The sequence below is a fragment of the Flavobacterium aerium genome (genome assembly GCF_030766725.1).
Taxonomy (GTDB): domain Bacteria; phylum Bacteroidota; class Bacteroidia; order Flavobacteriales; family Flavobacteriaceae; genus Flavobacterium; species Flavobacterium aerium.
Map to the genome: position 1 here is coordinate 205,438 of NZ_JARQWR010000002.1, position 16,316 is coordinate 221,753.

The 16,316-nt window shown below is 32.9% G+C and carries 11 protein-coding genes; 4 read left to right on the forward strand and 7 right to left on the reverse strand.

Annotation, left to right across the window (positions count from 1 at the left end; genetic code table 11):
* Position 1: 1 nt before the first annotated feature.
* The 5 genes from P6733_RS03525 to P6733_RS03545 form a co-directional block, all read right to left on the reverse strand.
* Positions 2-1,912, reverse strand: a complete 1,911-nt coding sequence (locus tag P6733_RS03525) for a heavy metal translocating P-type ATPase (protein WP_306350224.1) — start codon at positions 1,910-1,912, stop codon at positions 2-4.
* A 138-nt stretch (positions 1,913-2,050) separates the two neighbouring features.
* Positions 2,051-3,283, reverse strand: coding sequence for an efflux RND transporter periplasmic adaptor subunit (locus tag P6733_RS03530; RefSeq protein WP_306350225.1), 1,233 nt, complete (start codon positions 3,281-3,283; stop codon positions 2,051-2,053).
* An 11-nt stretch (positions 3,284-3,294) separates the two neighbouring features.
* The gene (locus tag P6733_RS03535; RefSeq protein ID WP_306350226.1) at positions 3,295-7,647 is read right to left on the reverse strand and encodes a CusA/CzcA family heavy metal efflux RND transporter; all 4,353 of its coding nucleotides are present in this window, start codon (positions 7,645-7,647) and stop codon (positions 3,295-3,297) included.
* Positions 7,648-7,756: 109 nt separating this feature from the next.
* Positions 7,757-8,077: a DUF6660 family protein gene (locus P6733_RS03540; protein ID WP_306350227.1), complete on the reverse strand. Its 321-nt coding sequence runs from the start codon at positions 8,075-8,077 to the stop codon at positions 7,757-7,759.
* 196 nt (positions 8,078-8,273) lie between these two features.
* Positions 8,274-9,671 carry an alpha/beta hydrolase family protein gene (locus P6733_RS03545; protein WP_306350228.1) on the reverse strand — a complete coding sequence of 466 codons (1,398 nt, stop codon included), beginning with the start codon at positions 9,669-9,671 and terminating at the stop codon, positions 8,274-8,276.
* A 139-nt stretch (positions 9,672-9,810) separates the two neighbouring features.
* On the opposite strand from P6733_RS03545, the gene P6733_RS03550 reads away from it, so the two are divergent.
* Positions 9,811-10,332: an FUSC family protein gene (locus tag P6733_RS03550; protein ID WP_306350229.1), complete on the forward strand. Its 522-nt coding sequence runs from the start codon at positions 9,811-9,813 to the stop codon at positions 10,330-10,332.
* Positions 10,333-10,336: 4 nt separating this feature from the next.
* Here P6733_RS03550 and P6733_RS03555 read toward each other — a convergent pair whose 3' ends face one another.
* Complete coding sequence (locus P6733_RS03555; RefSeq protein WP_306350230.1) at positions 10,337-11,125, reverse strand: helix-turn-helix domain-containing protein; 789 nt, start codon at positions 11,123-11,125, stop codon at positions 10,337-10,339.
* 91 nt (positions 11,126-11,216) lie between these two features.
* Here P6733_RS03555 and P6733_RS03560 point away from each other — a divergent pair, with 91 nt between their 5' ends.
* From P6733_RS03560 to P6733_RS03570, 3 genes are read left to right on the forward strand one after another with little or no spacing between them, the layout of a single operon-like run.
* Complete coding sequence (locus tag P6733_RS03560) at positions 11,217-12,551, forward strand: TolC family protein (protein WP_306350231.1); 1,335 nt, start codon at positions 11,217-11,219, stop codon at positions 12,549-12,551.
* Between the two features lie 22 nt (positions 12,552-12,573).
* Positions 12,574-13,623, forward strand: a complete 1,050-nt coding sequence (locus P6733_RS03565) for an HlyD family secretion protein (RefSeq protein ID WP_306350232.1) — start codon at positions 12,574-12,576, stop codon at positions 13,621-13,623.
* Positions 13,624-13,630: 7 nt separating this feature from the next.
* On the forward strand, positions 13,631-15,220 hold the full coding sequence (locus tag P6733_RS03570) for an MFS transporter (RefSeq protein ID WP_306350233.1): 1,590 nt from the start codon (positions 13,631-13,633) through the stop codon (positions 15,218-15,220).
* On the opposite strand, the gene P6733_RS03575 is transcribed toward P6733_RS03570, so the two are convergent.
* The gene (locus tag P6733_RS03575; RefSeq protein WP_306350234.1) at positions 15,217-16,290 is read right to left on the reverse strand and encodes a serine hydrolase domain-containing protein; all 1,074 of its coding nucleotides are present in this window, start codon (positions 16,288-16,290) and stop codon (positions 15,217-15,219) included. The two genes, P6733_RS03570 and P6733_RS03575, sit on opposite strands and share 4 nt — an antisense overlap.
* Positions 16,291-16,316: the final 26 nt, after the last annotated feature.

Consider the following 16,316-nt stretch of genomic DNA (forward strand, 5'->3'; position numbering starts at 1 on the left):
TTTAAAATTTCATTCTCTGAATTCTTACAGCATTTAATATGGCTATCAGAGCCACACCTACATCGGCAAATACGGCTTCCCACATAGAAGCTAATCCACCAGCACCTAATACTAATACTATAGCTTTTACTACGAAGGCTAAAGTGATATTCTGAACTACAATTTTCTTCGTTTTTTGTCCAATATTTATAGAAGTGAATATCTTTAATGGCTGATCGTTTTGTATTACAATATCAGCAGTTTCAATAGTAGCATCACTACCTAAACCTCCCATTGCAATTCCCGCATCTGCTAAAGCTATAACTGGAGCATCGTTTACTCCATCTCCTACAAAGGCTAATCTCAATCCTTGTGCTTTTAAGGCTTCTACTTTTTCTACCTTATTTTCGGGAAGTAAATCACCATAAGCTTCATCAATGTTCAGTTCTTTTGCTACAGCAGTAACAACAGCTTGTTTATCACCAGATAGCATTACAGTTTTCACTCCAATACGATGTAAACTTTCAATGGTTTGTTTGGCATCTTCTTTTATTTCATCAGCAATCAGAAAGTAACCAGCATATTTATTATTTATCGCAACTACAATAATAGTGAAAGGAATCTTTTCGATTTCAGGATCAAATTGTATAGCAAGCTTTTTCATTAGTTTTAAATTCCCCGCCACAATAGTTTTTCCATCTACGGTACCCATTAGTCCATGACCAGCAATTTCTTTCACATCAATGACTGTACTATTCTTTTCTGTACCATTGGCATGCTGAATAATAGCTGTTCCTACTGGATGTGTAGATTTAGTTTCCAAAGCAGCGGTATATTGTATTAATTCTTGTTCGGGAACATCAACTGCTACAACTTTTTGAACTTTAAAAACACCTTTAGTCAATGTACCTGTTTTATCCATTACTACAGCTTGAATTGTAGCCATAGTATCTAGGAAAGTAGCACCTTTAAATAAAATACCATTTTTACTAGCTGCACCTATTCCTCCAAAATAACCTAATGGTATAGAAATAACCAACGCACAAGGACAAGATACTACTAGAAAGACTAAAGCACGGTACAACCAATCTCTAAAAACATAATCACTAACTACAAAATAAGGGACTACACAAAGTAATATGGCTAATACTACAACTATAGGTGTGTATATGGCTGCAAATTTTGTAATGAATTGCTGCGTTTTCGATTTACGACTGGTAGCATCCTGTACCATTTGTAATATTTTCGACAGCTTACTGTCTGTGTAAGCGCTAGTAACCTTGATATCGACAACGGATTGAAGATTGATCATTCCCGCTAGAACTGTTTCACCTTGGCGTTTAGTATCTGGTTGACTTTCTCCTGTTAGTGCAGCAGTATTGAAACTTCCAGAAGAAGATAATAAGATTCCATCTAAAGCAATCTTCTCTCCTACTTTTGCTTGTATAACTTCGCCAACAGAAACGGACTCTGCTTTTACATTTTCAATAGTATTATTGCGAATAACATTTACAGTGTCTGGACGTACATCCAATAAGGCTTGTATATTGCGTTTTGAGCGATTTACAGCAGCTTCCTGCACTAATTCACCAACAGTGTAAAATAACATAACAGCGACGCCCTCAGGATATTCCCCAATGATGAATGCTCCTATGGTTGCAATCGACATTAAAAAGAATTCCGTAAATACTTGTCCTTTACCAATACTTTTGATGGCTTGCATAATTACAGGGCCACCTACTAATAGAAAGGATATTCCAAAAAGAATTAAACGAATATTTCCTGTAAAAAAAGCAACTTTATTGCGGTCTAGAATTATTCCAATTATGAAAATGATAAAACTTAATGTAACTGGAAACCATTCTTTATAATTTTTAAAAAAGGTTTGTTGGGATCCTTCCCCACATTGACCTGATTGACAATGTTCTGACATAATATAAGTTTTTTAATATTTGTAATTACTTGACCTATTTGATTGAGACAAAATAGTAGCCGCCAAAAATCAAATTTGAAAAGCTTATTTTTTTAATTCAGAACAAGCAAAATACTTGTTCTGAATTAGGAATTCTTATTAATGTGAGTGACCTCCACCGCCTTCACTTTTCAGTAAATGACTTTGTAAGTAGTAGGCTCCTTTCAAAACAATTTTAGCATTAGGCTCTAATTTTTGAAGCGGCGTAACCTGAACATACCCTAGTTGTGAAGTTCCACTTTTTACTTCAATTCTTTCAAAATGGAAGCTTTTTTCTTTTCCTTTTTCATCAGCATGTTCATCATCATTTTCTTCCTCTAAAATAAAGATAAATTCTCTACCATCAGCTTTTATTACCGATTCAATTGGCAATGCTGGAACTTTATTAGTTCCGATATCAATTAATGCATTCACATACATACCAGGTATTAGAATTTGTTTATCATTGATAATATCGGCATGTACGGCAACGGACTTTGTTTCATTTTCAAATGCTTTTCCGACACTAAAAACTTTTCCTTTTATTTCGGTATTATCTTGATTCGTCAATACAAACTGAATTGTTTGACCTGGTTTTACCTTTTGCAAATCTTTTTCATAAACTAATAAATCTACGTGCATTTTGGTATTGTCTACAATATTAAAAATAGGCGTACCTGGAACGGCATTACTACCTAACTTGATATTGATTTCTGTTATGTAACCAGAAATTGGCGCTAAAACAGGAATGGTAGATACTACTTTGTCTACATTGTTGATGTTCAGAATGCTTAATTGTTTTTGTAATGAATTTAATCTAGCTTTTTCTATTTGAAAATCAGATTTTGTTTTTTCAAAAATCTTCCTTGCATTTACATTTTCATCACTTAATATTTTTTGTCGGTTAAATTCTAAAGTGAGATACTCCAAATTACTTTTGGCAGTTATATAAGCTTCTTGCAATTGGGTAAATTCTAAACTTTCAATAGTTCCTAATGTTTGTCCCTTTTTGACAAATTCTCCTTCAATTACATTAATTGATTTTACAATACCCGCCATGTATACTGATACATCTGCTTGATTTTGAGGTGGTAACTTCGTATATCCATTTGCGTTAATAACCTCACTTAGATTTTTCATTTCAAATCCACCTATCGCTACTTCTGCAGCTTTGTATTGTGCTTCGTTTAATGAAACTTCTTTATGGGCTACAGATTCTTCTTTTGCTACGGATTCTTTTTTCTCACCATGATCATGTCCATCTCCTTCAACGTGACGGAAAGAGAAATAAAGAATTACTGTGAGGATAATAGCTCCGATTAGGACTGCGTATATTATATTTATTTTTTTCATTGGATGTTGAATTATTGATTCAATAAATAGTGTAAATTGATTACGGTTTGATTAAAATTATTGACCGCTTTGATATAGTTAGTATGGATTCCTAAAGCTGTTTCTAAGCTTTGGATGTATTCTACATAAGAAATGCTACCACTATTGTATCCTTTACTTCCATTGGTGATAATGCTTTTTGCATTGGGTAATGCGGAAGATTCATAGTATTTAATTAAGTCCTCAAAAGTCTCTAATTGTTCTATTTGTTGGGTATATTGACTTTTTAATTGAGACTCTAAATACTCAGCATTTTTTTCTTCACGCTCAATACCAATTTTTGCAGCTTTTATTTTAGAAACGGTACTTCCTGCAAATATTGGAATGGATAATCCAGCTGTAAATCCTTGAAAGCGCAAAGCACTATCATAGATTATTGTCTGTCCGCTTACTTCTTGTGCTCCTTTCATCGATTGGATGGCATATCCTAAAGTTAAATCTGGATATAAAAGGGATTGATCTGCTTTTTTATTGGCTTTTGCTAAATCAATTTTCTGATTAGCAAGTTGTAATGTAGCATTCTGTTTTAAAGCAGTACTATCTTTTAAAGCCATTTGCGGTAAGGCAACAAATGAAGTATCCAAAGGCATAAAATCAGCACGGGTATGAATCAATGTTTTTAATTTTAATTTCTCAACATACAATAAAGCTTCGTTTTGTTTGATTTGTTGTACAAGTTCTTGTTGTTTCACTACCGCTGTAGTTTGTTCTAATAAATTAGTTTCACCTGTTTTATATTTCAATGTAGCTGATTTCACAAACTGTTCCATCAGTTTATTTTGTTCTTCTAAGAAGGTGTTTAGTTTTAAGTAATACAACATGGCATTCCATGACTGACGAATATTAAAAGTCATTTCTTGTTTTGTCATCGCCAACTTCAAAGCACTACTATTGCTATTCTCATCTAAAACTTTTCTTTTCGCACTAAACTGAAAAGGATTAAAGCTTTGTGATACACTTACATTGAGATCTTTTGCTTGGGTATTAATTTGTCCAAAAGTTCCAGAAAAATCTGTTTTCGGTAGCTCATAAGCTGTTCCTTTTAACTGCACCTGCATTTTATGTTCTAAAGAGGTCGCTTCAATCAAAGGATTGTTTTTTAATCCTAAGTTTATGGCTTGTTCAAGAGAGATGTTTTGCGGAACTGTTTGTGCATTAGCATTGAATGTCATAAAAGTTAATGCTATAATAGAAGCAATTGATGTGATTCTTTTTTTATTTCCTTTCATTCCTTTTTCAAAATAATAATATAGAATAGGTAAAACGATTAGCGTCAGTATTGTAGCAGTAATTAATCCACCAATTACAACCGTTGCCAAAGGTTTTTGAACTTCAGCTCCTGCAGTATGACTTAAGGCCATCGGCATGAAACCTAATGAGGCTACAGCAGCAGTCATGATAACAGGTCTTAGACGCACTCTAGTTCCTACTTTTATTCGTTCAACGATATCTTCCATACCTTCTTGTTTTAGTTGATTAAAATAGCCTATGAGGACAATTCCATTAAGTACTGCTACACCAAAGAGTGCAATGAAACCAACACCTGCGGAAATACTAAATGGCATGTCACGTAACCATAAAGCTAAAACACCTCCAATGGCTGATAATGGAATTGCAGTAAATATTAATAATGATTGTTTTACTGATTTAAAGGTGAAAAATAATAAGATGAAAATTAAAGCTAAAGCTATCGGTACTGCAATACTTAGTCGAGCACTGGCTTCTTTTAGATTTTCAAATTGTCCACCATAAGTTGTATAATATCCTGGAGGTAATTTCAGATTTTCGTCTAGTTTAATTTGAATTTCTTCGACAACACTTTTTACATCGGCTCCACGAACATTAAACCCAATTACAATACGACGTTTTCCATCTTCACGGCTAATCTGCATTGGTCCTGCTTCAAAATCAATATCGGCTACTTGTTCTAATGGGATTTGATTTCCAGATGGTAAAGTAACAAACAGCGTTTTTAGGTTATTGATATCCTGACGACTGTCTTTTGTCAGACGAACAACCATATCAAAACGTTTTTCACCTTCATAAACAACTCCGGTTGCTTCACCTGCAAAACCTACACGAATTACTTTATTCAAATCACCAACATTTAACCCATATAAGGCTAATTTGTCTTTATTGTAACGTACTGTAATTTGTGGTAAACCAGTAACTCTTTCAGATTTTGCATCTGTAACTCCTTTAATACCTTGAATCAATTGCAGTACTTCATCTCCTTTACTGGCCAACATGTCAATGTCTTCACCAAAAATTTTGATAGCAACATCACTTCGTACACCTGTCATTAGTTCGTTGAAACGCATTTGAATCGGTTGAGAGAATTCGGTTGAGGCACCCGGAATATCTTCCAATGCTTCTTCCATTTTTTCCATTAACTCTTCTTTGGTTTTGGCAGAAGTCCATTCCTTTTTATCTTTCAGCAAGATGATCATATCGGCAGCTTCAATAGGCATTGGATCAGTTGGGATCTCTGCACTACCAATTTTACTAACAATCATTTTTACTTCTGGAAATTTAGATTTTAAAATTTGTTCTGCTTTTGTAGTTGCTTCAACTTCTTGTGACAATGAACTCCCTGAGGCAATAATAAGATGGGTTGCAATATCTCCTTCGTCTAATGTTGGAATAAATTCTCCTCCTAATGTATTGAACAATAATAATGCTCCTACAAATAGCGCTAAGGCTACTCCAAGGATAAGACGTTTCATTTGTAATGCTTTTTCTAAAATTGGTTCATAGAAACGTTGTAATGTATTGATGATTTTATCACTGAAATTAGGTTTATGACCTGTTTGTTTCTTCAGTACTAATGAAGTCATCATTGGAACATAAGTCAGAGATAGTAAAAATGCTCCTAATATGGCAAAAGATACTGTTTGTGCCATTGGGCCGAACATTTTTCCTTCAATACCTACTAATGCTAAAATTGGTAAATAAACGATTAAGATGATAATTTCACCAAAGGCAGCACTGCTTCTTATTTTTGATGCTGCTCCATAAACTTCATCATTCATTTCTTGCGTGGTAAGTTTTCCTTTGGTACTGGTCTGGAGTCGATGAATAATGGCTTCAACGATAATTACAGCCCCATCCACAATTAATCCAAAATCGATTGCTCCTAAACTCATTAAGTTTCCACTGACACCAAAAAACTTCATCATGCTAATTGCAAAAAGTAATGATAGTGGTATAACTGAGGCAACAACTAGTCCTGCTCTCCAGTTTCCTAATAAAAGAACTAATATAAAGATAACAATCAGTGCTCCTTCAATTAAATTTGTTTGTACGGTACTAATGGCTCTGTCCACTAATTTGGTACGATCCATGAATGGTTCTATTGAAACTCCTTCGGGCAATGATTTTTTAATTTGCTCCATTTTTGTTTTAACGAGCTTGACTACCTCGGCACTGTTTTCGCCTTTTAACATCATAACCATTCCACTCACTTCTTCTCCTTTTCCATCTTTGGTAACAGCACCATAGCGTAAACTACTACCCATTTGAACAGTAGCAACATCGCGTACAAGAATCGGAATACCATTTTGATTCTTTACAACAATTTTATTAATATCATCGATACCATTGACCATACCAATTCCACGAATGAAATAAGCATATGGTTTTTTATCAATATAGGCACCTCCGGTATTTTCATTGTTAAGTTCTAATGCATCAAAAATTTCTGCAATAGTGGTATTCATGCTCTTCAATTTATTAGGTTCTACAGCAATTTCATATTGCTTTAAGTAACCACCTAATGTATTTACTTCTGCTACGCCTTTTGTACCAATTAATTGTGGACGAATAATCCAGTCTTGTATGGTTCTTAATTCGGTTGCATCGTATTTCTCTTCAAAACCTTTTTCTGGAAAAACTACGTATTGGTAGATTTCTCCTAAACCTGTACTTACAGGAGCCAATTCGGGTCTTCCTACTCCTTTTGGCAATAAACTTTCGGCTTCTTTTAATCGTTCAGATATTTGTGCTCTTGCCCAATAAATATCTACTTTTTCCTCAAATACCACTGTAATAACACTTAGTCCAAAACGACTGATCGAACGCATTTCGACAATTTTTGGAATCGGTTTTACGGCTAATTCAATTGGATATGTAATGAATTTTTCTACTTCTGGTGTTGCCAAAGTAGGTGATGTTGTGATGATTTGTACCTGATTATTGGTAATATCAGGTAGGGCGTCAATCGGTAAATTGCTTAGTGAATAACTACCTACAGCGATTAAGGCTACTGTAAATAGTCCAATAATAAATTTATTATTGATACTAAAATGTATGATTTTATCTAACATATTTTTTAACTATAGAAAGGATTGGAACTACAGTACAAAGTATAAATGTACTGTTAATAGTGTGACGTATAGTCACAAAGCCTCGACCCGATCGCTCGGGTTTCCTTATTTATAGTTGTGGCGGTTGCCAGATGCTAGCATAGAAATTGGAAGAGAATACAAATTGATAATCCGATAATTTTTTAGTAATTACCGCATTAGATTCTTTCAAATCAAAAGTAAAAAATTGAATGGAATTAAATATAGGACTTCCACAACAGTTACAGATGCAAAAAGGTGAGCAGCTGTCCACATCCATGTGTTGTTCAATATCATGTTTCTTAATCGAACTTTGTTCTGTTGTAGAAATCTCTATACCATGAGCATCTGCACAAGGAATGCAGGCCAAGGATAGGATATAAACAGATAAAAAGATTAAGTACCATTTCATGATTACAAATGTAAGAAAAATGTTTTTTGTTAAAAGAATATTTCATTGCAAAATGAAATTGTATTCTTTCTCATATAATAACATTTATGCAGATAAGACATAAATCATGCCAATGTTTTGTGTTTGTGTTACTTATGAGCAATGATATAGGAAAACAACGAATAGTAGAACATACTATTCGTTGTTTATAAGCTTATTATATTTGTTTTTGTATCCAAGTTGAAATTTCATTTAACGCAATTGGAGAGAATGTTTGTTCAATTGTGCTGTATTCAGATGGTGCCCCAGTTTTACATTCTTGAAATAGATGATTTAAGTTTGGAAGTTCTTTTATCGCACATTTTTTATTTCCATTACTTTCTACCCATTTTTTTATAGCCGCTAGATTTGCTTTAGGTTCTACTTGCAAATCTTTTTCTCCATTCAAAGCAAGGACTGGACATTTGATTTTTTTTAGATAAACATCTGGACGGTATTGGATAAAATATTTCATCCACGGAGTTACTAATTCTTGAATTTGCTCTTTTATGAATTCATCTTCTTTGAAATCGGCTGTTTTTTGCGAAGCAGGTAGATTGTCTATGACTTTTTTTAAACAACCCTTTAGTTCAATTTCTAAGGCCTTGTTATCCTGTTTTTTCTGTATTGCTTGATAAGCACAGCTATTGATTGATTGTGCTTTTTCTAAATCTTCATCACTCATTCCCGAAGCTTTACCTATTAACCTGTTTTGAGTTAATAAAAGATCCGCTCCATTGACTCCCACTCCTGCTAGGGAAACAATGAATGCAACATTTTTTGAATTTGCGGCAACAATTTGAGCAATAAGCCCACCTTCACTATGACCGATTAATCCAATTTTTTTCTTGTTGATTTCTTTTCGAGTCAATAAATATTGTATCGCTGCCTCAGTATCAGTTGCAAAATCTTGAGAAGTACAAGTTTTAAAATCTCCGGTAGATTGCCCTACTCCTCTATCGTCATAACGGAGTACAGCGATTCCATTGCGGGTAAGGTAATCTGAAATTACAAGAAAGGGTTTGTGTCCTAATAATTCTTCATCTCTATTTTGTGGACCACTTCCGCTAATTAAAATTACGACAGGAAAATTGCCTTCTTTTTGTGGAAGTGTTAGTGTTCCTGCAAGTTTTACATTGGCTTTTGCATTTTCAAAAACTACTTCTTCAGAATAATAAGGATAAGGTTTTATAGGTTCTTGCGGTCGTTTTGGAGTAATTAATTCAAGCTCTTTTTTACTTAACTTTAAAGGTAAGGATCTTCCTGCTTGTGTAAAAGTCCCAATGAAATCTTGGTTAGCATCCAATGTTCCATTGTATTCAATTTGAAAATCTACTAGTTCAAGTTTGAGTGTAGAATTTTCAAAATGAGTAGCGGTAACAGGAATCCCTTCTGCTTTTTGCATTGGACTATCCATGGTAGTAGTATAACCTTGAGGTGTTTTGGTGACATTAAATATAAGGGGTAGTTGTGTTCCGGAAACTTCTAAAGCGCCATTCCATTTTCCGCTAATATCTTGTGCATTAATTATGAAACTGAATTGTAAAATAAATAAAAAAAGAAGGATTTTTTTCATAGATTATTTTTTTAAAGTGATTTGGTAAATAGAAGTTTAAATATAGGATAAATTGGATGATATAATCTAATTAACGAAAAAATAATAATTACTTTTGAGTAAGAAATAGCGTATTATTTACTTATTCTAAATCATAAAAATGACCTACTTAAATTATCCAATACCGAAGCCGGTTTATATTTATATGTTGAAGTGTGCTATTGGAAGTTGTATTTGCTATGTGCTTTATGATTCATTTCCTCAATATCCAATGGTTTGGACTATTGTATCCGCCTTATTGGTCTTTTCTCCTGAGGTAAATAACAAGCTGGCTTATGATCGCATAAAAGCAAATATTGTTGGTGCTATCGTTGGGTTATTACTCTATTTATTCCATTTTCCTAATATTATATTGGTACCCATTGGTGTGGTTATTGTCATTTTATTTACAACTTTATTAAGACTGACGGATACAACAAGATCGGCATTGGCAGCGGTTGTAATTATTATGATTCAGGAAGAACGCTATAAAAGTTGGAGTGTAGCTTTAGAACGTGTTGGATGTGTTATTCTGGGTTGTAGTATTGGTCTGATAATTACGATACTATTTACGGTAGTAATAAATTATATTACTAGAAAGCAGAATAAACAAGTGGCCGATACGAATGATTCTGTTGAGTAATATTTTATTTGAGAAGTTTAAAATCACTGGGACGCATATTCACTAATTGTTGGAAGGTGTTACTAAAGGCTGCAATACTTGAATATCCTACATGATAGGCTACCTGACTAATATTCATTTCGTTTTTTTGTAATAAGTCCATTGCTTTTATAATTCGAAGCATTTTAACGTATTGCAAAAATGAAATATGTAATCCTTGTTGAAACAATCGGGTTAAATTACGGACGCTAATTCCAAATTCAAGAGCAATATCCGATAATGATAAAGATTCCTGAATATGTTGATTGATATATTTTGTTATTTCCAGCAGACGTTTGTCTTCGGTTCTTGGAAGTTGTATGGAAAATTTCTTCCCTCCTACACGGCATAATAGGTGTTTGATGGTCAATAAAAATTCATATTGCCAGTTTTCAGTTGAAAAGTTGCCTTGCCAATTCTCTGTGAAATGCATCATTTCCTGTAATAATTTATTAACGGGATAAATGCCTAGATTACCATAAAATGGATGGCTTAAATCATCTTCATCTACGAAATAGATACTATGGATTGTTATCTCGGATGAATTGTGCTTTATATTGTGCATAGTTCCTCTTGGAATCCAGATATAGTGTTGTGATGGAATATAGTATTCCTTATCGTCTGTCTTTAAAAAAGCAATCCCTCCTGTTACAAATAACAACTCTCCTTTACCATGCTTATGCGCTGGAAATTGTTGTTCCAGTTGCTCTTTCATGATGTAAATAGTCTTTGGATCCTGGTCTATTTCTCTCTTTATTCTCTCAAGATGTATCATAATGGCCAAAATTAGTAAAATTATGGCTCATTATATAAAAACAAGAATTTATTAACGGGATAATTTTGCATCATAATTTAAATAATTAATGATGAAGCATAAGATATTGCTACTTTATTTCTCTGTAGCGCTATTATATTTTAATCCAATGAATGCTCAGGAATTTACTACAGGAGATCATTTATTGACGTTAGAGGATATTTGGAGTAAAGTTGAATTGAATAATAAAGAACTCAAAGCGGGACAGCTCAATATTGACAAAGGAGACGAACGATTGAAGGCTGCAAAAGATGATCGACTTCCGATGATTAATATCAATGGAAATTATTCTCAGGTTTCAAATATGCCAGTGTATGAAAATGGATTATTTCATACGCCAAGACAAAATTTTGTAGTACATGAACACTACCAATTTGGAGCAGAAACAGCGTTAAATTTATATAATGGTGGTAAGACAAATTTAAATATTAAGATAAAATCTGTTGAGAACGATTTGAATACACATCAACAGCATCTATTAGGGAATACGATCAAATTAAAAGCTACAATCTATTACTTCGAGCTTTTCAAAAACAGTCAATTTAAACTACTGATTGAACAAGAAATTACTTCAAATAATAGTGAGTTGAAAAAAATAACGGATTTGTACAAAAATGGGATTGTTCTCAAAAGTGATGTTTTAAGAGCTGAAGTGAAAATTTCGAATCAGAAGATGGTACTGTCGGAAATTGAAAATAACATTGCGATATATACGCAACAGCTTAATATTTTAATGGGTAATCCAGATGATTCAAAAATAGAATTGGACACTCAGAGTATTCATCTCAATGATCCCTTTGTTTTATCGAGCTATGAAGATTATGTAGCATTGGCACTCAAAAATTCGGATGAGTACAAAATTAGCGATGTCAAAGAAAAACTAAGTCTCTTGAATTTGAAGCAGGTAAAGAGTAACATTTTACCCACAATAAGTTTATTCTCCAATTATAATTACACTTATCCTCAAGGAATATCATATCCCTATGCTATTGCATTGTATGGTTATGGGCAAGTTGGTCTTAAAATGAGTGTACCGATTTCTAATTTATATTTAAACAAACATCGAAGAGAAGAAGCTTCAATTGCTTATACACAGCAAAAAATGGGGCTTGAAATTAAATTTGATGAAATTCGTCAAAACGTTAATGCGGCTTATTTACATTATACTGATGCATTAAAAAGAATTGAAACGTCTCAAAAAAATATTATTCAGAGCACTGAAAGTTTGAGGATATTGAAAAATAGTTATTTCAATCAACAATCCTTGCTAACGGATTTATTAGACGCAGAAACCCAACTTTTACAATCCAAATTTGATTTGACTTCTGCGCAAGTAAATGCTCAAGTTCAGTATTATCAATTACTTTCAAAAATAGGCATTTTATAATCCAAAAAAAATTAAAGAAAATATGAATACAGATATACGCAATACAGATAAAATTGTCATTAGAACTACAAAAGGAATTGCCATTCTTTTAATAGGAGGATTATTAATCTGGGGAATAGTAATAATTAAGAATTTAATTTTTTTTGAACAAACTAATGATGCTCAGGTAGAGGCTTACGTAGTACCAATAAATGCTAAAGTAGGTGGTTATATTAAGAAGGTCTATTTTCATGATAATCAAATTGTACATACAGGAGATACACTCTTAATTATTGATAATAGTGAGTATATATTGCATAAAAGTGAGGCGGAAGCAGCTTTGGAATCAGCAAATTCTCAAGTTAGAGTTTTGGATGCAAATGAAAATACTCAGAAAAGAAATGCAGAAGTCAGTAAATCTCAAATTGATGCAGCTAAAGCAAAAATGCAACGACAAGAGCAAGAATATTTACGCTTTAAAAACTTGTTGAAAGAAGAATCGACTACGCAACAACAATTTGACAATGTCAAAACAGCGCTTGATATTGCTACTTCGGAATACCATACTACTTTAAAATTATACAATGCTTCTATTGAGAAAATTAATGATGTCAAAGTGCAAAGAGAAGCTTCTTTATCGGAAATTAAAAGAAGAGCAGCAATTTTGAATAGGAACAAACTGGATGTGAATTATACGGTAATTACAGCTCCTTATAATGGAAGATTAGGTAAAAAAACAATCCAAGAAGGACAATTATTACAGCCTGGTCAAACGATAACTTTCATTGTTAACGACGATGCAGGAAAATGGATAGCTGCAAATTTCATGGAAACTCAGGTCGGCACATTTAGACCCGGACAAGAAGTGCTTATTACAATAGATGCTTTTCCGGGAGAAGAATTTCATGGACAAATAGAATCCCTTTCCCCTACTACAGGTTCAAGATATTCATTACTTCCGCCTGATAATTCGACAGGTAATTTTGTGAAAATTACCCAACGGATTCCAGTACGAATCAAATTAACAGATGATAAAAATAAAACGCTCTATCTATCTGCAGGAATGAATGCAAATGTTTCAGTGAGTAAATAATATCAAGATGAGTACAACTACTTTATCCATTTTTAAAACATGGGTACCCGAATGGTTAATTCGGATTACTATATTTTTAGTATTATTACCCGCTTTAGGCATATTTGCGCTGTATTTTAGTAATGCAAATGAAACAATAGGTTATTATGCCATGGAACCTGGTGATGTTCAATATTCTGTGGTGATAATGTATGCTGCATTAGTCGCTTTTCTTCCTGTTGATGCCCGTTTCGTTAAGTTTTTAATGCCCCGAAAATATTTTCTTATCGGAATAACTTTAAATACTGCTACTTATTTAATTTGTGCTGGAACGAAAAATATTAGTCTTTTTATGGCCTGTAGGTTTGTACAAGGATTAGTCTGTGCTTTGTTTTGCAGTATTTGTTTAAATCTAATTTTCACTAGACTACATTCTACTAGAGCGAGAGTGATTGGGTATACAATATTTTATGGATTACTTCAGGTATCAATACCTGCTTGTGCTATTTTTTGTAGTTGGTTACTTCAGTACTATGAATTTAGTGCTCTTTTTTATGCTCTCATAATTATTGAAATACCGGGTATAATTTTATTTTTATGGATTACGAATAATGTGCGATTTATTAAAAAATTCCCTTTGTATCAAGTAGATTGGGTCAGTTATGTATTTTATACATTAGCTTGCTCTGGAATAGGATATTTTTTTATCTATGGACAACAGCTAAATTGGTTTGAAAGCCCAATAATTTTTCGTGTGACAATTGGCTCACTAACAGTATTGTTTTTATTTGTAATACGACAATTGTATCTAAAACGCCCACTGGTAGATTTACGCTTATTTAAGTATGTGAATTTTAGATATGGTTTATTGCTTTTGGTATTGTATTATATCTTTAAAGGAACTACAGGTTATGCTTATATTTATTTACAAACCGTATTAGGTTTGGGATCAATTCATTTAATTCCAATTTGGTTTGCGAATATCTTAGGTACTATTTTGGGAATGTTTTTATCCTCAAGATTTATCCTTTACGGAACTCCAATCAAGAATATATTAATTGCTGGTTTTACTTGTTTATTATTGTACCATATCCAAATATATTTTTTGTTTTCATCAGTATCATCTTCAAATGACTTTATGCTTCCTCTATTTGTTCAAGGCATAGGCGCAGGATCGTTATTTGTTCCTATCGTATTATTTACAGTTTCATCAGTGCCAGTTGCTGTTTCTAATCATGCTTCTTTTATTGGGATTTCACTTCGATTTGTAGGATTCTGTATTGGGGTTGCAATTAATAATTACTACCAATTGTTTAATAAAAGTGTACATTACAATACTTTTCGAGAAGGTATAAATGATTTGAATCCAGTGTTGAATCAACGGATTTCAGAGATTCAACAAAATGTCATATTGAATGGACAAGATAATTTAACCGCAAAAAGTATGTCGTCAGGAATTCTGAATAAATTCGTTGGGCAACAAGTTTCATTACGTTCTTCAATGGACTATTATACTATGATGATTTATGCATTGGCTGTATTAGTCCTAATTTTAATTGTAGCTCCTTATACTAAAAAAATTGTTTTACGCTATAGAAGAAACTTTATTCCGTATTAGTGTACAGTTGTTTTAAATTGAGGTAAAATGTATTTTTCTAAAATTTCAAAAGCTTGTTTTGCTTTATATGAGCCATAGTTTCCTTGAGTAAAAACAACCGTTAAATCCAATTCTTTAATTGTAAATATATATTGCCCACCATTACCCGAAGCAAAAAGGACATCATATTGCAGGTCCTTCGTTTTCAATAATTCACGATACCAATAATAGCCATAATAAGTTGGTTGTGGATCTCCAGATTTACTTTTACTAGATTTCATAAATGAAAAATTGGGGATAGCCGTATAGCAAGCAGTTGATTCATCAATCCATTTTTTAGAGATGATTTGTTGGTTTTTCCAGACACCATTATTCTGTACGAGCTGCCCTATTTTTAGCATATCAAGAGGACGAATATAAAATGATCCTGCGGTCATACCGTTACCAGCAGGGTCAACAGTCCATCTATAATTAGTTATTTCAAGTGGTTCAAAAAGATATTTTTTAGCAAAGTCCATCACAGACATATTGGCAGAAACGCGGATAATTCCGCTTAGAATCATTGGGTTAATTGAATTGTATGCCCATACTTCATCAGGCTTATATTTCATTGGAATGTTTAAAGAATAATTGACCCAATCTTTGCTCTGTTCCATATCATCTTCACAGTTCTTGGTTTCATAAAATTCTTCACAATCAATACCAGACTTCATTTCCAATAAATTTTTGATTGTTATTTTCTGTTTTTCATAATCATTTCTAAAGGCGAAATTATTGGGGAAATATTGATAAATATTTTGATTTACATCTCTAATAAAACCTTTGTCTATGGCAATACCGATTAATAGACTAGTTATTGATTTAAAAGAGGAACGTGTATCATGAAGAGAATCATTTGTATAACCATTAAAATAATTTTCATATAATAATTGGTTTCCTTTTGCAATTAAAACACTATGTACTTTTGGATAATACCCGTTATTAATAGCTTTTGTCATCTCAAGTAATGAGGTGTCTTGGGGCTTAACAGTACTTTGGGCAATACAAAATGAATTATACAATAAAATACAGAGAATAATTAGATTTTTCATAAGCTAAATATATAAATTTATGCAAA